Origin of the sequence: Photorhabdus noenieputensis, assembly GCF_018448935.1 — a bacterium.
In the GTDB taxonomy this organism is placed as follows: Bacteria; Pseudomonadota; Gammaproteobacteria; order Enterobacterales; family Enterobacteriaceae; genus Photorhabdus; species Photorhabdus noenieputensis.
Genome location: NZ_RCWC01000003.1, coordinates 189,876 through 216,831, shown reverse-complemented (window position 1 = coordinate 216,831; position 26,956 = coordinate 189,876). Strand labels below are relative to the sequence as shown.

Sequence of the window (26,956 nt, the reverse complement as noted above, 5' to 3'; positions counted from 1 at the left end):
TTCCCGAACGAAAACAGTCTGATGAAACTGCTTTATCTGGGGCTTCTCAATGCACAGGAAAAATGGACAATGCCAATACAGAGCTGGAATCTAACGCTGTCGCAACTCTATATTTACTTTGAAGGGCGTTTGGATAATGTGATAACGTTGTAACCGCTAAATTAACGTGACACAGAATTCTGAACGCCCTCGAGTTGTTTGTGGAAACAAATGACTCGTTCTGTTTCGTCAAAACCTCAATGTTCATGCGCCTGATGTGACCTTTTATTACTGATTTTGGCATCCGAACAGAGTTCATGAACCCCTTTGTTGTAAGGTATCAAAGCTTAAAAATTCTAGTACCGGGGAACTTGCCACATAATGCAATGATTAAAAGCCTTGATATTCTAAAGGTGTTATTGCGACTTTATTTCAGAGATAAAAGTTAAATAATTTAATTAATAGATAACCTTATGACCATAACTTTCCAAAATGCTTTTCACTCTCTCCATTGTCTCTTTTGCAGGTGGTTTCACACCTTCTAGTTGATATTCCTTGCCCATAGTCATCCATTTATGTTTGCCGAGTTCGTGATAAGGCAGAAGCTCGATTTTTTCAATATTTTGCATATCTTTGGTAAATTCACCTAGCTTATGAGCGGATTCATTATCATCGGACCAACCGGGAACCACAACGTAACGGATCCAGGTTTTCTGGTTACGTTTAGCCAGATAGCGGGCAAACTCCAAAGTACGATGATTGGAAACACCGACTAATTTTTGATGGATTTCATCATTAAGTTGCTTCAAATCGAGCATAACGAGATCTGTGGCATCCATCAATTCATCAATAACCGGACCATAACGGCGGACAAATCCATTAGTATCCAGACAAGTATGAATACCTTCGGCACGACAGGCTCGGAACCAGTCACGTACAAATTCTGCTTGAAGAACGGCTTCGCCACCCGATGCAGTAACTCCCCCACCGGAAGCGTTCATAAAATGACGATAGGTTGTCGCTTCTTTTATTAATTCTTCAACCGTCACGTCTTTGCCGCCGTAGGTATCCCATGTGTCGCGGTTATGGCAATAGAGGCAGCGCATCAGGCAGCCTTGAAAGAAAACAATAAACCGGATACCGGGGCCATCAACGGTGCCACAGGATTCGAAGGAGTGGATACGACCAAGTACCGACATAACAGGTTTGCTCCAAAACTGGCAGGATAAACGAATAAAGGCCCCAGAATTCAGAGCCTTTGCTAACAAATTATTACATAGATTGGGTGAAGGTACGGGTAATTACATCCTGTTGTTGCTCTTTAGTCAGTGAGTTGAAACGCACAGCATAACCCGATACCCGGATGGTGAGTTGAGGATATTTCTCAGGGTCTTCCATAGCATCGAGCAGCATGTCACGATTCATCACATTGACGTTCAGATGCTGACCACCTTCAATTTCTGTTTCATGGTGGAAATAACCATCCAGCAAACCAGCCAGGTTAGTTTTACGTGTTTCATCATCCTTGCCTAATGCGTTCGGTACGATAGAAAAGGTATAAGAGATGCCATCTTTTGCATAGGCAAAAGGCAGTTTAGCCACAGAGGTTAAAGAGGCGACGGCACCTTTTTGATCGCGACCATGCATTGGATTAGCACCGGGTCCAAATGGTGCGCCAGCACGACGTCCGTCAGGAGTGTTGCCAGTTTTTTTACCATATACCACGTTAGAAGTGATAGTCAGAACGGATTGCGTCGGTACTGAGTTGCGATAAGTATTCAGTTTCTGGATTTTTTTCATGAAACGCTCAACAAGATCACAGGCGATATCATCGACGCGTGAGTCGTTGTTGCCAAATTGTGGATATTCACCTTCAATCTTGAAGTCAATCGCTAAACCATCTGCATCACGGATCGGTGTCACTTTGGCATATTTGATGGCAGACAACGAGTCAGCGGCGACAGACAAACCGGCAATGCCACAGGCCATAGTACGGTAAACATCTCGGTCGTGCAGTGCCATCAGTGCAGCTTCATAGCTATATTTATCATGCATATAGTGAATGATGTTGAGTGCAGTAACATATTGTTTTGCCAGCCAATCCATGAAGTGGTCCATGCGGGCCATAACCTTGTCGTAATCCAGCACTGCGTCTTTCATGGGCTCTTCTTTCGGGCCAACCTGCATTTTCAGCTTTTCATCTACACCGCCGTTAATGGCGTACAGCATCGTTTTAGCTAGATTCGCGCGGGCACCGAAGAATTGCATCTGTTTACCCACAATCATCGGGCTGACACAACAAGCAATAGCGTAGTCATCGTTGTTGAAATCAGGGCGCATCAGATCATCGTTCTCATACTGTAGAGATGAGGTGTCGATGGAAACTTTTGCCGCGAATTTTTTGAAATTTATCGGCAGTTTTTCGGACCACAGGATGGTCATGTTGGGTTCTGGTGATGGGCCCATCGTATATAGGGTATTTAGGAAACGGAAGCTGTTTTTAGTCACCAGTGTGCGGCCATCTAGCCCCATACCTGCCAGCGATTCTGTTGCCCAGATTGGGTCGCCGGAGAACAGTTCGTCATATTCAGGGGTACGCAGGAAACGAACCATACGTAGTTTCATCACCAGATGGTCAATCAACTCCTGTGCTTCAACTTCTGTGAGTTTACCTGCTTTCAGGTCTCGTTCGATGTAGATATCCAGGAAACTGGATACGCGACCGAAGGACATCGCAGCACCATTTTGAGACTTAACTGCCGCCAGATAAGCGAAGTAAGTCCACTGTATCGCTTCTTTAGCGTCAGTGGCGGGGCCAGAAATATCATAGCCGTATTTAGCCGCCATCTCTTTAATCTGGTCCAGAGCGCGGTGCTGTTCAGCGATCTCTTCACGCAATTGAATCGTCATTGCCAGATCTTCACCGTTTTCCAGCTTTTCCTGCAATGAATTGAACTGAGCTAATTTATCCTCACGCAAGAAATCGATGCCGTATACTGCAACGCGACGGTAATCACCAATAATGCGACCACGGCCATAGGCATCAGGTAGACCGGTCAGAACCCCGGATTTTCGGCATTTCAGAATATCTGGCGTGTAAACATCGAAAACACCCTGATTATGCGTTTTGCGGTATTCAGTAAAAATTTGTTTTAATTTAGGATCGAGTTCACGACCATAAACTTTACATGAGCCTTCCACCATTTTGATGCCGCCAAATGGGATCAGCGCACGCTTTAATGGGGCTTCCGTTTGCAGGCCAACGATAGTTTCCAGATTTTTTTCGATATAACCTGCATCGTGGGAGGTAATCGTAGCGGCAACATCAGTATCAAAATCAACCGGTGCGTGAGTGCGGTTTTCGATTTTGATGCCTTCCATGACTTTTTCCCATAAGGTATCGGTCGCTTTGGTCGAACTTGCCAGGAAAGATTCATCACCCTCATATGGAATATAGTTTTTTTGGATGAAGTCACGAACGTTGACTTCATTCTGCCAATCCCCCTGGTTAAAACTTTGCCATGCTATAGAGAATTTTTTATTTAATTCAGCCATGATACTTCTACCTTTATAATAATCGAACTTTTGAGAAACTAAATAAGGGAACGAATTAATGTTTTTGCTCACTACGCAGATAAATTGACCAATAAGTTAAACCCACCAAAACGGCACCACCGATAATGTTACCAATAGTGACCGGAATTAAATTGTCAGTAATAAAGTGTGAAATGGTGAGTTGAGAAAATTGTTCAGGCGTCGCACCCACATTAATCCAGAATTCGGTTGGGGCGAAGTGTTTAATAACAATGCCAAGCGGGATTAAAAACATATTTGCAATACTGTGCTCAAATCCGCTGGCAACAAACATACTTACTGGCAAAATCATGGCAAATATTTTGTCCATTAAACTACGTCCGGCATAACTCATCCAAACCGCGAGACAAACCATTAAATTGGCGAGAATGCCTAAAAATAGCGCTTCAATAAAAGAGTGGTGTATTTTATGGTTTGCTGTTTGCAAGACATTCAAGCCCCACAGTCCGTCGGCAACACGATATTGACCGGCAAACCAGATAATGACGACGAAAAATAGTGCGCCAATTAAATTACCAAAATAGACGTTAATCCAGTTTTTAATCATTTGATACCAGGTTATATGCCCGGTGGCTTTGGAAATAATCGTTAGCACAGTGGAAGTAAATAAATCTGCGCCACACACAACAACTAACATTAATCCAAGGGAGAAACAGATGCCGCCAACTAATTTAACCAGCCCATAAGAGACAGATGTGGTGCCTGTAGTCGCGGTAATATAAAAGACAAATGCAATGGAAATAAAAACCCCGGCAGTTATTGCTGACAGATAAGTAATGGCGACAGGTTTAGTGGTTTTATAAACACCAATGTCATTGGCGATTTGTGTCATTACCGCAGGTGGTAATAGGTTAAAGGGGGTGTCAGCTTTCATACCAACATTCTCTTTATCATTAATAAGTTACGGTACGTAACGATAGTAGCAAAGGCTTAAAGAGGAAAATTTGATATAGATCATAATCCTCTGAGAGTAGACACTGTTTTAGCGAAGGAGAATGGTTTAAATTACATCTAATTTATTGATTTTAATAAGATAAAAAAATTTTAAAAATTATGATATTTTTTTATTCTACCCACAAGTAGAAAGTTTGATAAGTAAAATTACAGGCTGAATTGTTGTTTATTTGTTTTGAGAATAAATTTAATTTAACCTGAATTTTACTTTTAATTATGAAATTGTCTTTTCTACAATTTTATTTTGCGTTCCAGAAATCACGTTTTGCTTTTTGCAGCTTTTCATAAGCGGCTAATAAAGCCTGATGAGCAGGCAGTGATTTTAAATCTGAATCAACTGACCACAGGCCATAAAAACAGTGTTCACCAGAAATAGCTGCTGACGCTGCTTCAACAGCATCTTGCCCGTACATTTTTACGAATGCTTGATAATATTGTGCAGGCTCTTTATCCTCTTCCAGAGCAAGTAAAAGCAGTGTTTGCAAACAGCGATAATAATTAGCGCGTTCGGTGGTAAAGACTGAGGCGTTAAAATCTTGGGTCCATTCTACCCAAATTAAAGCCTGTTCCAAATCACCACCAGCCAGTGCCAACATGGATTTCAATTCACCAATACGTAAGTTGCTCCAGCCATTATTTTTACCTACAGCAATGCCCTGCAATTCACGGACGCGGGTAAAATCATCTAAACCTTCTTCATCTAATTGCTCAATCAGCGCCAGATATTCTTCGGCTGGCCATTGGCTATCCGGTAATGCTAATAAAGTTTCCCGCAAATGGGTTCCCATCGTGTTATTAGCAAGATGTAAATCTTCCACAGGATAAATATCAGACATCCCCGGAACCAGAATACGGCAGGCATAAACACCGAGGTGCTCATAGTCAGCAATATAAACTTCGGCATCTAATTGCTTGAAGATGGCCATCAAAGTGGCGAACTCTTCTTCGGTCGTGCCGCTGAAATTCCAGTCAGTGAACGTATAATCGGCATCTTGTTTAAACAAATCCCAACTGATTAAACCGCTTGAATCAATAAAGTGAGTCTCCAGATTGGTATGTTCTGCCACTTCTTCATTATCGAAAGTGGGCGCATTGAACACATCCAGATCTTTCAAACTGCGGCCCTGTAATAATTCGGTAACAGTACGCTCCAGTGCCACACCAAATTCAGGATGTGCGCCAAAAGAGGCGAAACAAGTTCCGTTATTAGGATTAAACAACACCACACAAATAACCGGAAACTGCCCACCGAGGGAGGCGTCATAACAATAGAGTGGGAAACCTTCATCCTGTAATTTGCTGACTGCGGCGGCAACGCCGGGATAACGATTCATCACTTGCTGGGGAATTTCTGGTAGGCTAATGCCTTCGGCGATAATACGATTCTTCACATAACGTTCAAAAACTTCGGATAATCCCTGAACTCTGGCTTCATTCATTGTGTTGCCGGCTGACATACCATTAGAAACATAAAGGTTGCCAATAATATTCATAGGAATATAGACGGTATGATGATCAGATTGACGAGTAAACGGCAGTGAGCAGATACCACGCTCTTCATTACCTGATTGCAAATCGACTAACTGGCTGGCACATAACTCATTTTCAGGATTGTAAAATTGGTGTAACCGGTCATCCAGAATACCTTCCGGTAGAGAATCATCGTCCGGTAAAGCAAACCATTTTTCATTGGGATAATGGACAAAATCGCCGCTAGCGATAGCTTCTCCTAAATAGAAGTCAGCAAAAAAATAGTTAGTTGACAGGCGTTCAAAATACTCCCCTAAAGCAGAGGCTAAAGCGGCTTTCTTGCTGGCACCTTTGCCATTGGTAAAACAGAGAGGACAATCGCGATCACGGATATGAACTGACCAGACATGGGGAACCGGATTCAGCCATGAAGCTTCTTCGATATTAAAACCAAGGTGTTGCAGTTTTTGCTGAAAACAGTTGATTGAGTCTTCCAGTGCGGCGTCTTTGCCGGGGATAAAGGTTTGCGTCATGGTATTCACTTATGAGTGCTTGTTATGGGGCGCTCATCATACGAGTTTTTTTTCAGTAGCTAAAGTCTGGTATCTATCACAGATTTATTGTTATCATCATCCATAATCTAACAGGATATTTTTTATTAAGGAAGAAGCATGAAAAAGATGAAACACACAGCTTTAGCCAGTTTATTGGCATTAATTAGTGGTTCTGCTTTTGCTTTACCAAATATTACACTTTTGGCGACGGGAGGGACGATTGCTGGAGGCGGGAAGTCTGCAATCCAATCCAGCTATGTTGCTGGAAGAGTTGCTATTGATGAATTAGTCAATGCTGTTCCTGAGATCAAAAATATCGCCAACCTGAAAGGCGAGCAGGTAGTTAGTATTGGTTCGCAGGATATGAATGATCAAGTGTGGTTGACGCTAGCGAAAAGAATTAACGCTGATTGTGACAAGACCGATGGTTTTGTTATCACCCACGGTACTGACACGATGGAAGAAACTGCTTACTTCCTCGATCTCACTACCCACTGTCAGAAACCGATTGTCATGGTTGGTGCGATGCGCCCATCTACGGCGCTTGGTGCCGATGGCCCGTTAAATCTGTATAACGCTGTGGTTGTTGCCGGTGATACAGCATCAGCCAAACGTGGTGTGTTGATGGCAATGAATGATGCGGTTATCAGTGGGCGCACCGTGGTGAAAATGAGCACCACTGAAGTTCAGGCATTCCAGTCAATTAATGCGGGTGCTGAGGGCTTTGTTCATAATGGCAAAGTCAATTATTACGCTGACGCGAAGCCGAGAGCCAACAAAGCTATTTTTGATGTCAGTAAACTCGATAAACTGCCGAAAGTCGGTATTGTTTACAACTACGCCAATGCGTCTGATCTACCGGCGAAAGCTCTGCTGAAAGATGGTTATCAAGGTATTGTCAGCGCCGGTGTGGGCAACGGTAATATGTATAAGGCGATTTTCGATACTTTGGCTCAGGCGGCTAAAGATGGGGTTGTGGTCGTCAGATCAAGCCGTGTGCCGGTAGGATATGTCACTCAGGATGCGGAGGTGGATGATAGTAAGCACGGCTTTGTCGCTTCTGAACGACTGAACCCGCAAAAGGCCAGAGTACTTTTACAATTAGCGCTGACTGAAACGCATGATCCGGTAAAAATTCACGAGATGTTTGTGAAATATTGATTCGTGATTTAGAGATAACAAATAGGGCGCGCGGGTGACGGAGTTCCGCGCGCTATAGCGAGGGAACGTGCTGATTAAAACTAGCCGTTGAAAGTGGTGTTGTGCTCAAAAAGCAGTCTGGATATTATTTGTACGGAAATTTGCCGGATAATTTTAGTCGAGGTCTATTATGGCTACTTCCACCGCGCGTTTTGAGGTGCGTATGAATCCTGAACTACATGCCCTGATTAAACGGGCCGCTGAAATTCAAGGACGTACTATGACTGATTTTGTTGTGTCTTCTGCACAGGATGCGGCGCAACGCGCGATTGAGCAGTCAGAAGTATTCCGTTTGTCTCTGGCCGATCAGCAATGTTTTGCGCAGGCATTGCTGAATCCACCGGAATCGACTCCAGCGCTTGAACGTGCATTCGCACGGCACTGCTCTTTGTTACGATCAGAATGAGTTCCACGATGTTTGATGTTATACAACTTAACGAAGAACACGATCGTGATTCGTTCTATATCCTATTGATTTCAAGATGCATCGCGGCGGCAAGGGAGCGAATCCCCGGGAGTATAGATAACTATGTGACCGGGGTGAGAGAGTGCAGCCAACAAAGAGGCAACTTGAAAGATGACGGGTATACAGTGGTTCAGAATTTCTAGATGGTTACTTTCAGAGACAGGTTGGTCAGGATGTTAGGTGCCGCGTAGCAGCTTGTTTTGTTGCGCTTCATGATCACCGTGTAGCGGGATATTATACTCTGGCTGCTGCCGGTATTCAGTTGACCAACCTCCCGACGGCTACTATTAAGAGATTGCCACGATACCCAACAGTGCCGGCAGTACGGATGGGGAGGTTGGCCGTTGATCAGGCATTTAGAAATCAGGGACTCGGTGGAGCATTGTTAGCTGATGCTATTGAGAGGACCATTCGTGCCGAAATTGCATCTTATGCGCTGCTTGTTGACGCAAAAGATGATAATGCAGTGCGGTTTTACCGACATCATGGTTTTATTGCTTTACCCGATTCGCCATTCACATTATTCCTTCCTCTCATGGCTGTAGATAAAAAAGGTAAAAAATAAGCGGCTCACCTGTAATAGCGCTGAATGAACAAGTTTATTGGCTATTTTTGCGATAGTTTTGTTCAACGTTTGAATAACCATTGCAGCAATGAAATGGGAATGGTACAACCGATATATCAGATTATTTATTGTTATCAATCATTGTTATTTCGTCAGGATAAGGTGAGGTAAATGAATCAGGTATATAATTTTAGTTCAGGTCCCGCGATGTTACCGGTTGAAGTATTGCGTAGAGCTGAACAGGAGCTTTGTAATTGGCATGGTATTGGGACGTCAATTATGGAGGTCAGTCACCGCGGTAAGGAATTCGTCGCGGTAGCAAAGGAAGCTGAAAATGATCTGCGGGATTTATTATCAGTGCCTGAAAACTATAAAGTATTGTTCTGTCATGGCGGTGCCCGCGGTCAATTTGCCGCTATCCCAATGAACTTACTGGGTAACAATGTTAAAGCCGATTATATTGATGGCGGTTATTGGGCGGCATGTGCAGTTAAAGAGGCCACAAAATATTGCACGCCAAATGTGATTAATATCAAAACCGAAGTTCATGGTTTGAAAAGCGTTAAGCCAATGCGTGAATGGTCATTGAGCGATGATGCGGCTTATGTTCATTATTGCCCGAATGAAACTATTGATGGTATCGCAATTCATGAACAGCCAGATTTTGATGATAATAAAGTTATTATTGCCGACTACTCTTCTTCTATTCTTTCCGGGCCATTGGATGTGAGCCGTTACGGTATGATTTATGCGGGAGCGCAGAAAAATATTGGTCCGGCGGGTATCACATTGGTTATTGTACGTGAAGATTTATTAGGCAAAGCCCGTAAAGAAACTCCGTCTATTTTTGACTATGCGGTTTTGGCAGAGAATGACTCTATGTTCAACACACCGCCGACGTTTGCCTGGTATCTCTCTGGCTTGGTCTTTAAATGGCTGAAAGAGCAAGGCGGGGTACAAGAGATGGCAAAACGTAATCGGACTAAGGCTGAACTGCTTTATCGTGCGATTGATAAGAGTGATTTTTATCGCAATCAGGTCGCACCTGAAAATCGTTCTCTGATGAATGTACCGTTCCAGATGGCAGATGCCTCACTGGACAGCAAATTTCTGGCAGAAGCTGATGCACGAGGGTTGCAGGCACTGAAAGGACACCGGATTTCCGGCGGTATGCGTGCTTCTATTTATAATGCGATGCCGATAGAAGGGGTTCAGGCTTTAGTTGATTTTATGGCTGATTTTGAGCGTCGTAACGGCTAATTTGCTAACCATTACCGGGAACAACGGTTCCCGGCTTATTCAAGGTAAAAAATATTTCCTCAAACGCAAAAATGACTCAATAATTAAAATAATCTAATCGAGAATCGGAGAGCCTGTTATTTATGCAATCCTTGATGCTACAACCTATTTCCTTCATTAGTGGAACTATTAATCTGCCAGGGTCAAAAAGTGTTTCTAACCGTGCGCTATTACTGGCGGCTTTTGCCAAAGGTACTACCTGCTTAACTAATTTGTTGGATAGTGATGATATTCGCCATATGCTCAATGCCTTGGCTGCGTTGGGTGTCAGTTATCGTTTATCTGATGATCGTACCCGTTGTGAAGTTGACGGTATTGGTGGGTTGATTACCTATAAAAGCCCGCTAGAACTGTTTCTGGGTAATGCCGGTACGGCAATGCGCCCCTTAACTGCCGCGTTATGCTTGGGTGAAAATAACGTCGTTCTTACCGGCGAACCTAGGATGAAAGAGCGTCCGATTGGTCATCTGGTGGATGCTTTGCGTCAGGGGGGGGCGGAAATTGATTATCTGGAGCAGGAAAATTATCCACCGTTACACATCAAAGGGGGTTTTGTTGGCGGCAAAGTGACGGTAGATGGCCGTGTTTCCAGCCAATTTCTGACCGCATTGCTGATGGCTGCGCCATTGGCAGAAAATGATTCTGAGATTCATATTCAAGGAGAATTGGTTTCCAAACCTTATATTGATATCACTCTGGCATTGATGAAAAGTTTTGGTATTACCGTAGATCATGATCAATATCAGATTTTCCATATTAAAGGCCGGCAGCAATACGTTTCTCCTGGTCACTATTTGGTTGAAGGTGATGCCTCTTCTGCTTCCTATTTTCTGGCGGCCGCGGCAATTAAAGGCGGCACTGTGCGGGTGACTGGAATTGGTAAACATAGCCTGCAAGGGGACACCAAATTTGCCAATGTACTGGAGAAAATGGGGGCGAAAATCCGTTGGGGTGACGACTTTGTTGAATGTGAGCGCGGCACCCTCATTGGCATTGATATGGATATGAATGAGATCCCTGACGCGGCTATGACCATTGCAACTACTGCGTTGTTTGCGGCAGGGGAGACCGTCATTCGCAATATATACAACTGGCGGGTAAAAGAGACGGATCGGCTCCGTGCGATGGCAACTGAATTACGTAAAGTTGGCGCAGAGGTGGAAGAGGGGGTTGATTATATTCGCATCACACCGCCACCAAGATTATTACCTGCTGAAATTGGCACTTATAATGATCATCGAATGGCGATGTGTTTTTCGTTGGTGGCGTTGTCCGATACACCGGTTATCATTCTTGATCCAGGTTGTACAGCAAAGACCTTCCCTGATTATTTCAATCAATTGGAGAGATTAAGCCAGCGAAAGTCATAATTATCGATTATTATGATCTAATAAAGCGTATTTCTTTGATTAAAATCTATCTATACCCTATGGATTTCAAGATGGATCGCGACGGCAAGGGAGTGAATCCCCGAGAGCATAGAGAACTATGTGACTGGGGTGAGCGAGTGCAGCCAACAAAGAGGCAACTTGAAAGATAATGGGTATACATGGCATGCGCTTATTTCGTTCACTCTGTGAGTGCATATAATAAACGGCAGATATTGATTATTTCATTGAGTAAATATTCAGCATCTGGTGAAGTGTTAACTTGCCATGCTAAAGGAGAACAATAATGGTGGCGATAGCCCCAGTAATAACTGTTGATGGGCCAAGCGGCGCAGGTAAAGGAACGTTATGCCAGGCACTGGCAGAGGCTTTAGGCTGGCAACTGCTTGATTCAGGCGCTATTTATCGAGTATTGGCACTGGCCGCGATTCATCATCAGGTGGATATCCAGTCTGAAGACGCGTTAGTTCCTCTGGCTGCTAATCTTGATGTACGTTTTGTCCCTGGCAAAGGGAAGCTAAGTGTGATGCTTGAAGGCGAGGATGTCAGTAACGAGATCCGTACTGAAACAGTCGGTAATACTGCCTCGCAAGCGGCTGCTTTCCCTCGGGTTCGTGAAGCGTTGTTACGGCGTCAGCGTGCTTTTCGGGTTGCACCGGGCTTGATTGCTGATGGCCGTGATATGGGAACCGTGGTGTTTTCTGATGCTCCGGTGAAAATATTCCTTGATGCCAGCGCAGAAGAACGTGCGCACAGACGTATGCTACAGTTGCAGGAAAAAGGCTTTAGTGTTAACTTTGAATGTCTTTTGTCCGAGATACAGGAGCGTGATTACCGCGATCGTAACCGGGCAGTTGCACCATTAGCGCCGGCTGAAGATGCATTAATATTGGATTCAACCAGTATGTCTATCGAGGAAGTTATCGACAAGGCGCTAAATTATGCGAAAAAAATTCTCTCAATTACCTGAACGATTTTAAGTTTTTAGCTTATAATTGGTGACGATGTACTAAAAATTGGGTACGCGGGTAGAGAATTTTTCCGCAAACTAAATAACCCTGTTACAGGAATCGTAGCGGGGCATGTAAAACAACCCCATTCGGCGGGAAGCTAAATGGACGTTAAATTAAAATCTTGAAGATCATTAACATGACAGAATCTTTTGCTCAACTCTTTGAAGAATCCCTGCAATCTATTGAAACTCGTCCAGGTGCCATTGTTCGCGGCATCGTTGTTGCTATTGATAAAGACGTTGTATTGGTGGATGCAGGTCTGAAATCAGAATCCGCTATCCCTGTAGAACAGTTTAAAAATGTTCAGGGTGAGCTGGAAATCCAGGTTGGTGATGAAATTGATGTTGCGCTAGACGCTGTTGAAGATGGTTTCGGTGAAACTGTTCTGTCTCGTGAGAAAGCAAAACGCCATGAAGCGTGGCTGATGCTGGAAAAAGCTTACGAAGATGCAGAAACTGTTACCGGCATCATCAACGGCAAAGTTAAAGGCGGCTTTACTGTTGAACTGAACGGTATCCGTGCATTCCTGCCTGGTTCTCTGGTTGATGTTCGTCCAGTTCGTGATACAACTCACCTGGAAGGTAAAGAGCTTGAGTTTAAAGTCATCAAACTGGATCAGAAACGCAACAATGTCGTAGTTTCTCGTCGTGCTGTTATCGAATCTGAAAATAGTGCAGAACGTGATCAACTGCTGGAAAACCTGCAAGAAGGTATGGAAGTTAAAGGTATCGTTAAGAACCTGACTGACTACGGTGCATTTGTTGATTTGGGCGGCGTTGATGGCTTGCTGCACATTACTGATATGGCTTGGAAACGTGTTAAACATCCAAGTGAAATCGTCAATGTGGGCGATGAAATCGCAGTTAAAGTACTGAAATTTGACCGCGAGCGTACCCGTGTATCTCTGGGCCTGAAACAACTGGGCGAAGATCCTTGGGTGGCAATCGCTAAGCGTTATCCAGAAAGCACTAAACTGACTGGTCGCGTAACTAATCTGACTGATTACGGCTGCTTCGTAGAAATCGAAGAAGGCGTTGAAGGTCTGGTACACGTTTCAGAAATGGATTGGACCAACAAAAACATTCACCCATCCAAAGTGGTTAACGTTGGTGACGTTGTGGAAGTTATGGTTCTGGATATCGACGAAGAACGTCGTCGTATCTCTCTGGGTCTGAAACAGTGTAAAGCTAACCCTTGGCAGCTATTTGCTGAAACTCACAACAAAAATGACCGTGTTGAAGGTAAGATCAAGTCTATTACTGACTTCGGTATCTTCATTGGTCTGGATGGCGGCATTGATGGCCTGGTTCACCTGTCTGACATCTCCTGGAACGTTGCTGGAGAAGAAGCAGTTCGTGAATACAAAAAAGGCGATGAAATCGCGGCTGTTGTTCTGCAAGTAGATGCAGAGCGTGAGCGTATCTCTCTGGGCATTAAACAACTGGCAGAAGATCCATTCAATAACTACCTGTCTGTGAACAAGAAAGGTGCTATTGTTAATGGTAAAGTTACCGCAGTTGATGCTAAAGGTGCGATAGTAGAACTGGCCGACGGCGTTGAAGGTTACCTGCGTGCATCAGAAGCTTCTCGTGACCGTGTTGAAGATGCAACACTGGTTCTGAACGTGGGTGATGCAGTTGAAGCTAAATATACTGGTGTTGATCGCAAAAACCGCGTTATCAACCTGTCTGTTCGCGCCAAAGACGAAGCTGACGAAAAAGACGCTATCGCTTCTGTGAACAAACAAGAAGACGCAAACTTTGCAAACAATGCGATGGCTGAAGCTTTCAAAGCAGCGAAAGGCGAATAATTCAAGTGAATAACGGTGGATAACACGTAAGTGTTATCCAGGTGCGGTAGTTTAGGGGGGTACTCATGACCAAGTCTGAATTAATTGAAAGACTTGCTGGCCAGCAATCTCATATTTCGGCCAAAACCGTTGAAGATGCAGTGAAAGAAATACTCGACCATATGACAATAACATTGGCAGATGGTGAACGTATAGAGGTGCGCGGATTCGGCAGTTTTTCTCTTCACTACCGTGCTCCGCGCGTAGGCCGTAACCCTAAAACCGGTGATAAAGTGGAGCTGGAAGGTAAATATGTTCCCCATTTTAAACCTGGCAAAGAGTTGCGTGATCGCGTGAATATCTACGATTAAGTTTGAAGATAACAAGTTATTACTTATTCTAAACGGTGTTTCGATGCTGTTTTAGATTCATAATAAAGTGCTGGCCTTTGGGTCAGCACTTTTTTGATCTAATCAAGGCTCATATAAAAAGAGCTAAATTTTTATACTGATAAAACCTTTTCCATAATTTTGTCAATCTGACGTTGTGTCTCCTGTGTCCCCAGAAATCATTTGCATGCAAAACCAATATCGTCATTGGTTTCAAATTTATTCGTGATATTCGCTTTTGATAAAAAATTACATCAAAATTGTTACAAAACATGAGGTAATACCGGCCTTAAGCAACTTAATTTCGATAAATTTCGGAATATTCCTATGTATTTTTAAGTTAAATTCATTGCATCATTGAACGCTTATTAATCCATAAGTGGTGAAAACATGATGATTTCAGTTAGAACCACTCTTCATGCTATACCTTATAGATTTCAAGATGCATCGCGACGACAAGAGAGCGAATCCTCGGGAGCATAGGAAACTATGTGACCGGGGTGAGAGAGTGCAGCCAACAAAGAGGCAACTTGAAAGATAACGGGTATATAAATCAATGGGGAAGTGAATAGATGGCAATAGGATATTTCCTGCTGGTTGGTGATAAAACAACTTGTGGCGGCCTGAAAAGTGGGAAGCCTCGCCGTTTTTTACGGCGGGGAGCTGTCAATGTTGCTTTCCTATTAGTGCCACCATATTATAAAACCAGATTTTTTTGTGGAGTTAATGGCATGAAACCATCAGTAGCCTTAGCGGCCAATCGGGAGGCCATCCGTCGCGTAGTGGAGTCTCATCGTGCTTGTAATGCCCGTGTTTTCGGGTCTGTTATACACGGTGATGACACCGAGGATAGTGACTTGGATATCCTGATTGACCAGACGCCGGAAACTACCCTCTTTGACATTGGCGCAATCCGGCACGAGTTGTTACAACTGCTCGGTGTACCAGTAGATGTGCTGACCCCGAAAGCATTACCAGAGAAATTCAGGGCGACCGTTCTTGCTGAGGCGGTGCCTGTATGAGCTGTGATCCGTAATTTCGAAATCATCGGCGAGGCCAGTAATAACATTGGGAAGCATTATCCCAATTTCTCTGTTGTTAACCCTGAATTGCCATTGTCATTCGCTTACCAGATGCGTAATGCTTTGTCTCATGGCTACTTTAAGGTGGATTTTGAGATTGTCTGGAAAACGATCCACAGCGATCTACCAAGGCTTTACCAACAAGTTTTAGCAGTAATGCCTAAGGATATCGACGAAATTTCGTTTGATTAAGAACGTGGTTCGACCCTTAGGCATAGCATTTCCTGACTTAAGGAAATTTCATATTGAATAATGTTATTGAATATGAGAAGAAATAGATTCCAAGCATAATAAGAACAACACCGCTGGTATAATTAATAAACTTGATAACACGGTGACTGAGCATTTTCCTGGAGAAGAATATCACAATATTAATAAAGGCAACCCAAACAATAACGCCAATAATTGTTCCTGTTGCACCAATAGCTAAACTATATTTACCTGATGCAATATTGTTGAGTTGTGCGCTGACAGACAGCCAGAAAATAACATTGTATGGATTTAATAGTGTTAACAATACACCATCAAAAAATTGCCTATGATAGGGTTTGGCGATGATATTGATATTTTCCTCGTTTTTCTTATTTATGAAGCTGGTAATACCAAACCAAATGACCATTAATGCCCCTAAAAAACCTAAAATAGGCATGAAAATAGTATTGGAAAACAATTGCAATATACCAAAACCTAAAAGTAATAAATAAATTATATCGGCAAAACAGGCACCTAAACCAAAAACTACTGCGTGAAGACAACTGATATTCAAGTGTCTACGCATAATTTCAATATTTATAGGGCCAACGGGAGCCGCAGCTCCCAATCCTAAAAGAAAAAATGTTCCTAATGTACTGATTACATCAACCATATAATTAATTCCATAACATGAGATGTTTATTTAGTGATAATCCAATGAAGCTTTGTAATGATATTCTGCATCCCTCGGGAAAACTACGAATCGCATGGGGTTTTCTGGTGTTTATTATGATTAAATCTCCTTGTTCTGGTTTAATAAGGACAGATGGCGGAAGTGTGCCTCGCCAATCATTTTCTGCATTATCTTCGATTAATTTGGTGATAGGGATTTCAGGAACATCCCACAGCTCTAGCTCTCCTCCAGTTGCAGGCATTTTTATATAGATATTCACCGAGAATTGCCCCAACAAATTGACCGATTGTTGTTGAAGGCCATCAAAATGAGGTTGCTTTTCAACCATGAAAGATCGTTCTGGCCTGTTCATCACTCTGGCAATACCCGCATGCATCTTTTTACCTTCAAAGTTGGCGATACTGGCTCCAGCGGACCATATTTCATCCAGTTCCAAACGAAATTTATCGAAAGGGGCTAGCATTGGAGCACAGAAATTTCTGACGTTTCTGATGGCAGGTAACGCATTTTCAAAATATTTTTTATAGCTATCGCTATCTTTGGATTTGCCAAACGTTGTGTTGTAAGACGGACCAATTCTATCAACACCATAATCAACTAAAACAACTTCATCTCCTTTTTTCAAATCATGAGGGTGACATTCTAGATTTTCGTGGGAGAGGAAAAAATCAGAGAGCTTGTTTGCAAGAGGGATATCAACATATTTCTTTATATGGATTGCTAACACTTCATCATTAAATAATTTAGTAAGATGATGTTCTTGCAGAGAGTCAGATACAATTATTTTGTTTTTCATAAAAACCACCTTATTGTATTTAACATGATTTTTTGATTATTTTCCATATAAAAATAGAATGGAAATATTAATTTAATATTATTTAAATTTAATCAATGCGATCTTAATCACAAAACAAAAAGTAAACAGTCATTTAAGTAGTTTTGCTAATTTAATGTTCAATAACTGAGATAATGTCTGATAATAATGATTTTTATTGTTTTACATATAGTTGGATTGATTTCTCTATTAATTTATAGGCTTGATTAATAATCTCAAAAATGAATTTAATATTTAATTATAATAATAAGTGGATAATGTAACTTCTTGTGAATTCATGATGGCTGAGAATGTTTATTTATGTCTGTAATGAGGATACAGACAAAACCTTACGGAATATTTCATTTGATATCAGTGTGGCAATATTGGATTTGTCACCAATATAACATTTGTTGAGTAATTATCAGGTGGTAATTTCTATATTTGCGAAGCTGTTCGCATATATTTTTGAAATGATTGTTAATCTGGAGTTAATTTGCGAAGGTGTTTGATGATTTTTCTTGTGCTTCTGGCTGCATTGTAAAAAATAAGGAATACTCTGTTGGAAAAATAAAAGGGTAAGGATGAATAAGGATGTGGTTTTCAGTTTTGATAAACAAGATAACGACAAATTGGAAACAACCTATACCAATCATTAGCGTGAATCAGGCTGCAATAGCTATTATTATCGGTATTTTACCCTTGCTTTTTCTACCGGAGTTACCACGGAAATGGCAGATTATTACATTGCTACTACTGGCTCTATTTTGCTTATTCTTACCATTTTGTCTTTGCCGGATGGTTTCAATTTCGTTACTAGCATTTCTTATTGGGTGCTGGCAGGGAAATCATCTGCTGGAACAGATAATCTATTTTAGTGAGAAAGTGCATTTATCACGGGTTATTATTGAAAGTTTATCATTAGATAATGAAGAGAAAGGCAGGGTTACCCTGCGTATTATTGAGAATGAAAACAAAGTTGTTTTTCCGCCACTGTATGTTTCCGTTTCTTGGGATATTTCGCCTGAATCTCTGTGTGCTGGTCAAAAATGGTTACTGAAAATGAAATTACGGCCAGTTCATAGTCAGCTAAATCAGGGGGGATATGATAGCCAGCGTAGGGCATTAGCTATCCGCCAACCTTTAACAGGGAAAGTCATTCACGCTGAATTAATTGACGGAAAATGTAATTTACGTCAGCGATTGGTCAGTCATATTGCACCGGATATTCGTGAATTGAAGCATAGTGGCATTGCGATGGCGTTAGCATTCGGTGAGCGTCGGTGGTTAAGTCAGGAGGATAATTTATTATTGCAACAAACAGGTACGGCTCACCTTATGGCTATTTCTGGGTTGCATATTACTGTTGCCAGTATGTTTGGTTGGTGGATGGCAAGATTATTACAGCTCTTCTTTCCCGTGCATTGGATAGGGCACAGATTCCCACTGATTACTGGTTGGGTAGTGGCAATAAATTATGTCTGGTTATCGGGTTGGGGCATTCCGGCTATTCGTGCATTACTGGGTTTAACGCTCTGGCTATATTTACGTTACAGAAATATTCTCTGTTTCCCCTGGCAGTGGGCATTGTGGACAGCCGCAATGATTCTCTTATTTGATCCCCTGACTGTGCTTTCTGACAGCTTCTGGCTCTCTTTCTTTGCTGTAATGGCGTTAATGTTCTGGTTCTTTTGGGCACCATTAATCGAGCCATTTCGTTATGGTTGGAAATGGCTATGGCTGCGTGGGTTATATATGCAAATGGGTATGATGTTGATGCTTATTCCCCTCCAGCTATTATTATTTCATGGTGTCAATTTTGCCGCTTTATTTGCTAACTTCTGGGCCGTGCCAATCATCTCTTTTGTTACTGTTCCGTTGATTATGCTGGCATTAATAAGCTATTTTTGTTCTTTTATTCACGATTTATTATGGCAATTAGTCGATTACTCTGTAACCTTTTCTCTAATCCCTTTGCCAGTTTTGCAACAGTCATGGAGTGAAACTGGCCGTTTTCCCTTTTTAATAACGTTTATTGGTTGGTTTGTTGTCATTATTTGGCGATTCGCTTGGTGGCAATCATATAAATTACTGATTACTATTTTTTTAGGGATAATGCTCTGCTATATGAGGCGCAACGAAGAATATCTGTGGAGATTTTCTATGCTAGATGTTGGGCATGGGCTTGCGATTATCATTGAAAAAGAGGGCAAGGCGCTGATTTTTGATACCGGCAATCGTTGGGAAACCGGCAGTATGGCTGAAAGGGTGATTATCCCTTATTTGCGTTGGCATCGATTAATGCCAGAACAGATTATTATCAGTCATGATCATCTTGATCATACAGGCGGATTAGAATTCTTACAGCGGAAATATCCGGGTATTGCTGTGAGAAGTTCTTTGATCAATCAGCAACATCTTCCATGTATACGCGGTGAACAATGGCGCTGGCAAGGGTTGAGCTTCCGTGTATTATGGCCGCCGGTAAGATCATTACACGCAGGCAATGACGAATCCTGTGTCATTCGGGTAGATGATGGCAAATATAGCTTGCTTTTAACCGGAGATCTGGAAAAGCAAGGGGAATATAAGCTATTGGGAATAGAAAAAGAGAATTTAAGATCGACCATATTGCAAGTTCCACATCATGGTAGTAATACGTCATCTACAGCCGCTTTTATTCATACCGTTTCACCACAATATGCATTGGCCTCTGTTGCACGTTATAGCCCGTGGCGACTCCCTTCGGTTAAAGTGAAGCGACGTTATCGCAAAACTGGGGCAGAATGGCGTAGCACCGCAGTATCCGGGCAGATAACGGGTTATTTTTATGGCGATCATGTTGAAATGATGAGCTATAGGCAACAAATTATGTCACGTTGGTATCATCAGTGGTTTGGTATTCGTGGTGATCATGAGTAGAATAACCCGCTATTTCTTTTGGTGTTGGTAACTCAATAATGAATGATAAAGACCTTTCTACCTGGCAGACGTTTTGCCGACTATGGCCAATTATCTCTCCGTTTAGGATTGGGCTAATAGTTGCGGCGGTTGCACTGATCCTTAATGCTGCCGGTGATACGTTAATGCTTTCATTGCTTAAGCCTTTACTTGATGAAGGTTTCGGCAAAGCAAGCAGTGATGTACTGAAATGGATGCCACTGATTGTGATTGCTTTGATGATTATGCGAGGGCTATCCGGGTTTGTATCAAGTTATTGTATCTCTTGGGTCTCCGGTAAAGTGGTAATGCAGATGCGTCGTCGTCTGTTCAGCCATATGATGGGGATGCCGGTATCATTTTTTGATCAGCAATCTACAGGGACTCTGCTTTCCCGTATTACTTATGATTCTGAACAGGTGGCCTCTTCCTCTTCCAGCGCACTGATTACTGTTGTCAGGGAAGGGGCGTCAATTATCGGCCTGTTTGTTTTGATGTTCTACTATAGCTGGCAATTATCTCTGATCCTGATTGTGATTGCGCCGATCGTGTCATTAGTGATTCGTATGGTATCGAAGCGATTTCGTGATATCAGTAAAAATATGCAAAACAGCATGGGGCAGGTTACTTCCAGCGCGGAGCAGATGCTGAAAGGTCACAAGGAGGTGCTGATTTTCGGTGGGCAGAAAGTAGAAACTGAGCGCTTTAATAAAGTTAGTAACCATATGCGTCAGCAAGGCATGAAAATGGTTTCTGCGTCCTCAATTTCTGATCCAATTATTCAGCTTATTGCTTCATTTGCTTTAGCTTTTGTTCTCTATGCAGCAAGTTTTCCGGAGATTATGGACACACTGACCGCGGGTAAAATTACCGTGGTATTCTCATCAATGATTGCGCTAATGCGCCCGTTAAAATCTTTGACTAATGTTAACGCGCAATTCCAGCGTGGTATGGCGGCCTGTCAGACTTTGTTTGCTATTCTGGATATGGAACAGGAAAAAGATGACGGCAAATTGGAGCTTAAAAAAGCGGACGGTAACATTGAATTCCGTAATGTAACTTTTTGCTACCCGACCAAGGAACTGTCGGCGCTACAAAATATTTCCATGCATATCCCGGCGGGGAAAATAGTTGCTTTAGTTGGGCGTTCTGGCTCGGGTAAATCCACAATAGCGAATTTGCTGACCCGTTTTTATGATGTCAATGAAGGCAGTATTCTGCTTGATAACCATGATTTACGGGAATATACGCTCTCCTCTTTGCGTGGACAGGTTGCTCTGGTATCGCAGAATGTGCATTTATTTAATGACACGGTAGCGAACAATATTGCTTACGCCAGTGAAAACCAATATAGCCGTGAAGAGATTGAGAGGGCGGCTGAGATGGCTTATGCAATGGATTTTATCAGGAAGCTGGATAACGGCCTGGATACCGTGATCGGTGAAAATGGTGTACTGCTTTCTGGTGGTCAGCGTCAGCGTATTGCTATCGCGCGTGCCTTATTGCGTGATTCTCCGGTTCTGATTCTTGATGAGGCAACCTCGGCGTTGGATACGGAATCTGAACGGGCAATTCAGGCAGCACTGGATGAATTGCAGAAAAACAGAACCTCGCTGGTTATTGCGCACCGTCTTTCAACCATTGAAAAAGCGGATGAAATTCTGGTTATTGAAGATGGGCATATTGTTGAACGAGGTAATCATCTCTCTCTGCTGGAGCAAAATGGTGTCTACTCACAATTACATCGGATGCAATTTGGACAATGATTGAGCGCATATGGTCAGGCCGCTCATGGCTTTATTTACTGTTATTACCTTTTTCAGCCCTTTATGGGCTGATAAGTGGCTTACGGTGGTTGAGTTATAAAGCAGGGTTGAGGCAATCCTGGAAAGCGCCTGTACCTGTTGTGGTAGTGGGTAATCTAACTGCCGGTGGTAATGGTAAAACGCCGGTGGTTATTTGGCTGGTGGAGCAGTTGCAGAAAAAAGGTTATCGGATTGGTGTTGTTTCCCGTGGTTATGGGGGTAAAGCAGAAAATTATCCTCTGTTGGTGACTGAAAATATCACTACGGCTCAAGCTGGTGATGAACCGGTATTAATTCATCGTCGTACTGGCGTACCAGTGGCTGTTGCGCCAAAACGGGTTGCAGCAGTGAAAGCATTACTGGCAGACACGCCGTTGGATATCATCGTGACTGACGATGGTTTACAGCATTATGCTTTGCAGCGGGATTTTGAAATTGCGGTTATTGATGGCATGCGCCGTTTTGGGAATGGTTGGTGGCTTCCGGCTGGCCCAATGCGTGAACTATCTGGGCGGTTGAACAGGGTTAATGCCATTATCACCAACGGTGGTACGCCTCAGTCAGGAGAATTATCTATGACATTGGCTGGCGAATTAGCTGTGAATATGGTGAGCGGTGAAAAACGAGCCGTGAATCTGATACCTCACGCTGTTGCTATGGCTGGAATCGGCCATCCACCGCGGTTTTTTGCGACCTTGCAACAGTTAGGCGCTGACCTACAAAAGGAGTATGCATTTGCCGACCATCAAACGTACACCGAAGATCAATTGTGTTATCTGGCTGATACCAACCAGAATTTACTGATGACAGAAAAAGATGCGGTTAAGTGTTTTAGTTTTGCTCAGCCAAATTGGTGGTATTTACCCGTAGATGCTCGGTTACCCCAGGAAAAGGGAGAGATAATGCTAAACAAGATTTGTTCGTTATTGGAGATGAATAAAAATATTAAGTAAATTTTATGTTTTAATCAAAGCGGCTGTGAGCCGGTAGTAAGCCGATGATAGTCAACAGGGAGATTGCCCTTCTGCTCCTTACCAAAGTGGTTCTCGCCTTACCAATTCGTACAATTTCAGTAATTTTTCCAGATTTATTTGATTTTTCTCTACTGTTGACTGATATTAAAATTATCCATTCTGGATAAACAATGATTGTGTGTTTTTGGGGCAGACATGTACGATTCTGGTAGGATATCCGCTCGTATCTGTTACTTAAACAATACACTAGTCGAATGAAATGTATTTCAAGATCAAGGCATTGAAACTGAGATGAGGTTCTATTCGAAAATTGAATAAAGGGTAAAAAGACATCAAAAACAATAAATTAAATTATTGTGAGATGGGCAAACGGGGGAGTTATTATGACATTACAATTAAAGATGGGTAGAGTGAAATGGTTTGATGAGCATAAAGGATATGGTTTTATTTCTCCACAGGATGGGGGACAAGACATATTCGTCAGTAGAAAAGCGATTGCGAATACAAGAAACAAGTCACTTACAGAAGGGCAGGATGTGGAATTTTCAATTATTCGCAAAGGTTATGATTTAACCGCAGCAGATGTGATAGCATTTTAAAACCCTATCAAAATCAAGCTATTTTATTGCCATTCTTTAAATGGTAAAGAGGAAGCATTGAACCATATGCAAACAAAGGTAATCGTTTATTTAAACGTACCTTTGGTAAAACCCGGAGGGTAGCGAAGTGAGTCATTTTTGACGACGGCGTTTACTCTCCGGTTTTTGTTTATTGTCTATATTGATGATTTATTGGCAATTAGGGATTGTGCCAATTACGTCTACCGAGATGGTTTTGGACTTTCACCAACTTACCTGATACCTGATTTTTCAGTGGGTGATGTTGGGAAAGGGATCGAAAGATCAAATAACAAGAGTTAACGATGATACCAAGCTTATGTTATTCTGGGTCGCATTAAATTGCACTAAATTAAAGCTCCATAATTGGAGGATGTATGGATCACCGTTTACTTGAAATTATTGCCTGTCCTGTATGTAACGGAAAACTCAGTTACGATAAAGAGAATTTTGAACTCATTTGTAAGTTGGATCGACTTGCGTTTCCTGTGCGTGATGGTATTCCCGTCCTGTTAGATCACGAAGCCCGTGAGTTACCTCTGGATGAGGAAAAATAAGGCATGTTCACCGTTATTATTCCAGCCCGCTTTGCTTCAACCCGTTTACCCGGTAAACCTTTGGCTGATATTCACGGCAAGCCAATGATTGTTCGTGTTATGGAGCGGGCGAAGCGTTCAGGTGCTGCACGTGTCATTGTAGCAACAGATCATCACGACGTTGTTGATGCAGTTGTGGCTGCCGGTGGAGAGGCTTGTTTGACCAACGAAAATCACCATTCTGGTACTGAACGGTTAGCTGAGGTTATCAACAAATATCAATTTTCTGATGATGAAATTATCGTTAATGTTCAGGGTGATGAACCCCTGATTCCCGAAGAGATTATTAAACAGGTTGCAGAGAATTTGGCGGGCTGCAAAGCGGGAATGGCGACGTTGGCCGTACAGATTCATGATGCGGAGGAAGCTTTTAACCCTAATGCTGTGAAAGTCGTTATGGATAAACAGGGTTATGCGCTCTATTTCTCTAGGGCAACTATTCCTTGGGAGCGTGACCGCTTTATTCAATCACGGGAAATGATTGGGGATAATTTCCTGCGTCATATTGGTATTTACGCCTACCGAGCGGGTTTTATTCGTCGCTATGTACAATGGGAGCCGAGTCCGTTGGAACAGATTGAAATGCTGGAACAACTACGGGTACTTTGGTACGGCGAGAAAATTCACGTGGGGATTGCACTAAAAGCGCCGGGAGTAGGCGTTGATACCCCGGAAGATTTGGTCGCAGTCAGAAAAATGTTTACTGAGACTGATTAGCAGCTTGAATTTATTTTGGGTTTAACGAAAGCGCTTCATTTATTGCTATTTATTTCTATTGCGCTTTCGTTTCTCTATCTATCTTGCTTCAAGAAGTCGCTTGAGGATTATTTAGCGGCTGAGGATGCTCTGATTTTTGTGGGTGTTCTGGATCTTTCGATGATTTAATGCGTTGCCAGAGGGTACCTAAAGTTTCATACCATACCCGCTCTGAATGAGACAGAAAGTAAGCCGAGGGCAGATATTTTTCCCAAGGATGTAATGGTGAAGTGATCGCTAATTGGTTAGCCGGGCCGGGAATAGGGTTCAACCCATGCTGTTGAAAGAAAGTTATCGCTCGCTGCATATGATTGGCGGAAGTCACTAAAATAAAGGGTTGTTTACCAATCAGTTTCTCAACCTCATTGGCTTCCTGCTCAGTATCCATTGGCTTTGTCAGTGCGATCGTATCTTCTGCGGGCACGCCGAGCGATTGGGCTACGATAGCGGCGACTTCGGCGCTGCTTTTAACATTTGCTCCTTTACCACCGGTAAAGACCATTTTAGAGCCGGGGTTCAGGCGATATAAGCGAATACCTTCTGTCACTCGTGGCAAACTGTTGTTAAGTAAGTTTGAACTGGGTGCCCAATTTGGGTTATAAGTGAAGCCACCACCAAGAACGACGATATAATCAACCGGTGGATTGATGTGATTGGGATCAGATTGGTCGCTGTTAGCATAAACCGATTCCACCGGTAACAGCAGCTTATCGGCAACAGGTTGTAAACTTAGCAGAAGTAGCGTGAGCCAACTGAATGTGAGAACTGTTTTTCCTGTTTTTTGCCAACGGGTAAACCACAATAGTAATAAAGCAGCAAGTGAAATTAGCAATATTAATGGCAGAGGCATCACCATTGCACCGAGGTACTTTTTAAATAAAAATTGCATTTATTTACCTTAATTTGGTTGAATTATAGCCATGTGGTTCACAGTTTGTTGTCAAAAGTGGTTATATCAACGAATGCTGTGCCAAAATAGCAGCCAGCGTAATGAAATCTCAACAGATAAATCAAATCTATTCCATTAGTGAGGCAGTTTTTCATGCGGGATCGCAATTTCGATGATATTGCAGACAAATTCTCTCGTAATATTTACGGCACAACCAAAGGTAAAATCAGGCAAGCCGTTGTCTGGCAGGATATCAGCGAATTACTGGCTCAATTACCTCAACGTCCACTGCGTATTTTAGATGCGGGTGGCGGAGAGGGAAATATGGCATGCCAATTAGCTGAATTGGGTCATCAAGTGATATTGTGTGATTTATCAGAAGAGATGATCCAGCGGGCAAGGCTGGCCGCCGAAGAGAAAGGGGTCAGCCAAAATATGCAATTTATACAAAGTCCGGTACAGGAAATTAGCCAATATATAGAGCAGCCGGTAGATTTGGTATTATTTCATGCAGTACTGGAATGGATTACCGATCAGAAATATGTAATAGAAGTGCTAATGAATATCATTAATCCGGGTGGCGCTCTATCTTTAATGTTTTACAATGCCAATGGTTTGGTAATGCGTAATGCTATTTTAGGAAATTTTCATTTGGCGACACCCAATATACAGCGTCGCAGAAAACGTTCACTATCGCCTCAGAATCCATTGGTGCCTGAACAGGTATATCAATGGCTTGATGAATTAAATATGACGATTACCGGCAAAACCGGCGTGCGTGTTTTTCACGATTATTTGCAAAATCGCCAATTACAGAGCGAAAACTTTCCGGCGTTGCTGGAATTGGAACAGCGTTATTGCCGACAGGAACCTTATATCAGCCTGGGGCGCTACATTCATGTCATGGCACGCAAACCCGCTTTAACAGTTTAAAGGA

The 26,956-nt window shown here is 42.6% G+C and carries 23 protein-coding genes and 2 pseudogenes; 18 read left to right on the top strand and 7 right to left on the bottom strand.

All coding sequences use genetic code 11. From position 1 onward, the window contains the following. Window positions 1-153, top strand: a pseudogene (locus EAE91_RS04400) (IS256 family transposase); the annotation flags it as partial. Between the two features lie 284 nt (window positions 154-437). Here the strand turns inward: EAE91_RS04400 and pflA are convergent. The 4 genes from pflA to ycaO all read right to left on the bottom strand — a co-directional run bounded on the left by pflA (window position 438) and on the right by ycaO (window position 6,530). Beyond that, the gene (gene pflA, locus EAE91_RS04395) at window positions 438-1,178 is read right to left on the bottom strand and encodes a pyruvate formate lyase 1-activating protein (protein WP_214087414.1); all 741 of its coding nucleotides are present in this window, start codon (window positions 1,176-1,178) and stop codon (window positions 438-440) included. A gap of 73 nt (window positions 1,179-1,251) precedes the next feature. Then, entirely contained in the window at window positions 1,252-3,534 is a 2,283-nt protein-coding gene (pflB, locus tag EAE91_RS04390; RefSeq protein ID WP_214087413.1) for a formate C-acetyltransferase, read from the bottom strand. A 55-nt stretch (window positions 3,535-3,589) separates the two neighbouring features. Further along, window positions 3,590-4,447 carry a formate transporter FocA gene (gene focA, locus EAE91_RS04385; protein ID WP_214087412.1) on the bottom strand — a complete coding sequence of 286 codons (858 nt, stop codon included), beginning with the start codon at window positions 4,445-4,447 and terminating at the stop codon, window positions 3,590-3,592. A gap of 319 nt (window positions 4,448-4,766) precedes the next feature. Continuing rightward, window positions 4,767-6,530, bottom strand: a complete 1,764-nt coding sequence (gene ycaO / locus EAE91_RS04380) for a 30S ribosomal protein S12 methylthiotransferase accessory factor YcaO (protein WP_214087411.1) — start codon at window positions 6,528-6,530, stop codon at window positions 4,767-4,769. Between the two features lie 138 nt (window positions 6,531-6,668). Between ycaO and ansB the strand changes: the two genes are divergently transcribed. The 10 genes and pseudogenes from ansB (at window position 6,669) to EAE91_RS04330 (ending at window position 15,934) form a co-directional block, all read left to right on the top strand. After that, window positions 6,669-7,712: an L-asparaginase 2 gene (gene ansB, locus EAE91_RS04375; protein WP_214087410.1), complete on the top strand. Its 1,044-nt coding sequence runs from the start codon at window positions 6,669-6,671 to the stop codon at window positions 7,710-7,712. 169 nt (window positions 7,713-7,881) lie between these two features. Then, on the top strand, window positions 7,882-8,157 hold the full coding sequence (locus EAE91_RS04370) for a type II toxin-antitoxin system TacA family antitoxin (RefSeq protein ID WP_214087409.1): 276 nt from the start codon (window positions 7,882-7,884) through the stop codon (window positions 8,155-8,157). A 265-nt stretch (window positions 8,158-8,422) separates the two neighbouring features. Then, a pseudogene (locus EAE91_RS04365) lies at window positions 8,423-8,782 on the top strand (GNAT family N-acetyltransferase); the annotation flags it as partial. Between the two features lie 171 nt (window positions 8,783-8,953). Beyond that, the gene (gene serC / locus EAE91_RS04360; protein ID WP_214087408.1) at window positions 8,954-10,042 is read left to right on the top strand and encodes a 3-phosphoserine/phosphohydroxythreonine transaminase; all 1,089 of its coding nucleotides are present in this window, start codon (window positions 8,954-8,956) and stop codon (window positions 10,040-10,042) included. Window positions 10,043-10,164: 122 nt separating this feature from the next. Then, window positions 10,165-11,451 (top strand): 3-phosphoshikimate 1-carboxyvinyltransferase, encoded by a 1,287-nt coding sequence (aroA, locus tag EAE91_RS04355; protein ID WP_214087407.1) that lies wholly within the window; start codon window positions 10,165-10,167, stop codon window positions 11,449-11,451. Window positions 11,452-11,755: 304 nt separating this feature from the next. Further along, entirely contained in the window at window positions 11,756-12,439 is a 684-nt protein-coding gene (gene cmk, locus EAE91_RS04350; protein ID WP_214087406.1) for a (d)CMP kinase, read from the top strand. A gap of 179 nt (window positions 12,440-12,618) precedes the next feature. Next, window positions 12,619-14,292, top strand: a complete 1,674-nt coding sequence (gene rpsA / locus EAE91_RS04345) for a 30S ribosomal protein S1 (protein ID WP_214087405.1) — start codon at window positions 12,619-12,621, stop codon at window positions 14,290-14,292. A gap of 65 nt (window positions 14,293-14,357) precedes the next feature. After that, window positions 14,358-14,642, top strand: coding sequence for an integration host factor subunit beta (gene ihfB / locus EAE91_RS04340; RefSeq protein ID WP_214054883.1), 285 nt, complete (start codon window positions 14,358-14,360; stop codon window positions 14,640-14,642). 590 nt (window positions 14,643-15,232) lie between these two features. Then, a complete protein-coding gene (locus EAE91_RS24040) occupies window positions 15,233-15,682 on the top strand; it encodes a nucleotidyltransferase family protein (protein ID WP_244868659.1) in 450 nt (149 codons plus the stop codon). A gap of 3 nt (window positions 15,683-15,685) precedes the next feature. Continuing rightward, window positions 15,686-15,934 (top strand): HepT-like ribonuclease domain-containing protein, encoded by a 249-nt coding sequence (locus tag EAE91_RS04330; protein ID WP_214087404.1) that lies wholly within the window; start codon window positions 15,686-15,688, stop codon window positions 15,932-15,934. 37 nt (window positions 15,935-15,971) lie between these two features. On the opposite strand, the gene EAE91_RS04325 is transcribed toward EAE91_RS04330, so the two are convergent. Both EAE91_RS04325 and EAE91_RS04320 read right to left on the bottom strand, forming a co-directional pair. Continuing rightward, entirely contained in the window at window positions 15,972-16,607 is a 636-nt protein-coding gene (locus tag EAE91_RS04325) for a LysE family translocator (protein ID WP_214087403.1), read from the bottom strand. Window positions 16,608-16,611: 4 nt separating this feature from the next. After that, window positions 16,612-17,424, bottom strand: a complete 813-nt coding sequence (locus EAE91_RS04320) for a 2OG-Fe(II) oxygenase (RefSeq protein ID WP_214087402.1) — start codon at window positions 17,422-17,424, stop codon at window positions 16,612-16,614. 612 nt (window positions 17,425-18,036) lie between these two features. Between EAE91_RS04320 and EAE91_RS04315 the strand changes: the two genes are divergently transcribed. The 6 genes from EAE91_RS04315 to kdsB all read left to right on the top strand — a co-directional run bounded on the left by EAE91_RS04315 (window position 18,037) and on the right by kdsB (window position 25,091). After that, window positions 18,037-20,364, top strand: coding sequence for a ComEC family protein (locus tag EAE91_RS04315; protein ID WP_214087401.1), 2,328 nt, complete (start codon window positions 18,037-18,039; stop codon window positions 20,362-20,364). Window positions 20,365-20,399: 35 nt separating this feature from the next. Further along, a complete protein-coding gene (gene msbA / locus EAE91_RS04310; protein WP_214087424.1) occupies window positions 20,400-22,148 on the top strand; it encodes a lipid A ABC transporter ATP-binding protein/permease MsbA in 1,749 nt (582 codons plus the stop codon). Beyond that, on the top strand, window positions 22,145-23,140 hold the full coding sequence (lpxK, locus tag EAE91_RS04305; protein WP_214087400.1) for a tetraacyldisaccharide 4'-kinase: 996 nt from the start codon (window positions 22,145-22,147) through the stop codon (window positions 23,138-23,140). The genes msbA and lpxK overlap by 4 nt, the downstream gene beginning before the upstream one ends. A 404-nt stretch (window positions 23,141-23,544) precedes the next feature. Next, window positions 23,545-23,760, top strand: coding sequence for a cold-shock protein (locus tag EAE91_RS04300; protein ID WP_214087399.1), 216 nt, complete (start codon window positions 23,545-23,547; stop codon window positions 23,758-23,760). A gap of 395 nt (window positions 23,761-24,155) precedes the next feature. Continuing rightward, entirely contained in the window at window positions 24,156-24,335 is a 180-nt protein-coding gene (locus EAE91_RS04295) for a Trm112 family protein (RefSeq protein WP_049585246.1), read from the top strand. Window positions 24,336-24,338: 3 nt separating this feature from the next. Then, a complete protein-coding gene (gene kdsB / locus EAE91_RS04290; protein ID WP_214087398.1) occupies window positions 24,339-25,091 on the top strand; it encodes a 3-deoxy-manno-octulosonate cytidylyltransferase in 753 nt (250 codons plus the stop codon). 88 nt (window positions 25,092-25,179) lie between these two features. On the opposite strand, the gene elyC is transcribed toward kdsB, so the two are convergent. Then, the gene (gene elyC, locus EAE91_RS04285) at window positions 25,180-26,019 is read right to left on the bottom strand and encodes an envelope biogenesis factor ElyC (protein ID WP_214087397.1); all 840 of its coding nucleotides are present in this window, start codon (window positions 26,017-26,019) and stop codon (window positions 25,180-25,182) included. Window positions 26,020-26,172: 153 nt separating this feature from the next. Between elyC and cmoM the strand changes: the two genes are divergently transcribed. After that, entirely contained in the window at window positions 26,173-26,952 is a 780-nt protein-coding gene (cmoM, locus tag EAE91_RS04280) for a tRNA uridine 5-oxyacetic acid(34) methyltransferase CmoM (protein ID WP_214087396.1), read from the top strand. Window positions 26,953-26,956 lie beyond the last annotated feature (4 nt).

Excerpts from the sequence above, each read along its gene's own strand:
- pflB (WP_214087413.1), bottom strand. The coding sequence starts at position 3,534 with ATGGCTGAATTAAATAAAAAATTCTCTATAGCATGGCAAAGTTTTAAC.
- serC (WP_214087408.1), top strand. The coding sequence starts at position 8,954 with ATGAATCAGGTATATAATTTTAGTTCAGGTCCCGCGATGTTACCGGTT.
- EAE91_RS24040 (WP_244868659.1), top strand. The coding sequence starts at position 15,233 with ATGGCAATAGGATATTTCCTGCTGGTTGGTGATAAAACAACTTGTGGC.
- rpsA (WP_214087405.1), top strand. The coding sequence starts at position 12,619 with ATGACAGAATCTTTTGCTCAACTCTTTGAAGAATCCCTGCAATCTATT.
- EAE91_RS04295 (WP_049585246.1), top strand. The coding sequence starts at position 24,156 with ATGGATCACCGTTTACTTGAAATTATTGCCTGTCCTGTATGTAACGGA.
- cmk (WP_214087406.1), top strand. The coding sequence starts at position 11,756 with ATGGTGGCGATAGCCCCAGTAATAACTGTTGATGGGCCAAGCGGCGCA.
- EAE91_RS04315 (WP_214087401.1), top strand. The coding sequence starts at position 18,037 with ATGTGGTTTTCAGTTTTGATAAACAAGATAACGACAAATTGGAAACAA.
- ycaO (WP_214087411.1), bottom strand. The coding sequence starts at position 6,530 with ATGACGCAAACCTTTATCCCCGGCAAAGACGCCGCACTGGAAGACTCA.
- EAE91_RS04320 (WP_214087402.1), bottom strand. The coding sequence starts at position 17,424 with ATGAAAAACAAAATAATTGTATCTGACTCTCTGCAAGAACATCATCTT.
- EAE91_RS04370 (WP_214087409.1), top strand. The coding sequence starts at position 7,882 with ATGGCTACTTCCACCGCGCGTTTTGAGGTGCGTATGAATCCTGAACTA.
- EAE91_RS04325 (WP_214087403.1), bottom strand. The coding sequence starts at position 16,607 with ATGGTTGATGTAATCAGTACATTAGGAACATTTTTTCTTTTAGGATTG.
- focA (WP_214087412.1), bottom strand. The coding sequence starts at position 4,447 with ATGAAAGCTGACACCCCCTTTAACCTATTACCACCTGCGGTAATGACA.
- ansB (WP_214087410.1), top strand. The coding sequence starts at position 6,669 with ATGAAAAAGATGAAACACACAGCTTTAGCCAGTTTATTGGCATTAATT.
- ihfB (WP_214054883.1), top strand. The coding sequence starts at position 14,358 with ATGACCAAGTCTGAATTAATTGAAAGACTTGCTGGCCAGCAATCTCAT.
- lpxK (WP_214087400.1), top strand. The coding sequence starts at position 22,145 with ATGATTGAGCGCATATGGTCAGGCCGCTCATGGCTTTATTTACTGTTA.
- aroA (WP_214087407.1), top strand. The coding sequence starts at position 10,165 with ATGCAATCCTTGATGCTACAACCTATTTCCTTCATTAGTGGAACTATT.
- cmoM (WP_214087396.1), top strand. The coding sequence starts at position 26,173 with ATGCGGGATCGCAATTTCGATGATATTGCAGACAAATTCTCTCGTAAT.
- kdsB (WP_214087398.1), top strand. The coding sequence starts at position 24,339 with ATGTTCACCGTTATTATTCCAGCCCGCTTTGCTTCAACCCGTTTACCC.
- pflA (WP_214087414.1), bottom strand. The coding sequence starts at position 1,178 with ATGTCGGTACTTGGTCGTATCCACTCCTTCGAATCCTGTGGCACCGTT.
- EAE91_RS04300 (WP_214087399.1), top strand. The coding sequence starts at position 23,545 with ATGACATTACAATTAAAGATGGGTAGAGTGAAATGGTTTGATGAGCAT.
- elyC (WP_214087397.1), bottom strand. The coding sequence starts at position 26,019 with ATGCAATTTTTATTTAAAAAGTACCTCGGTGCAATGGTGATGCCTCTG.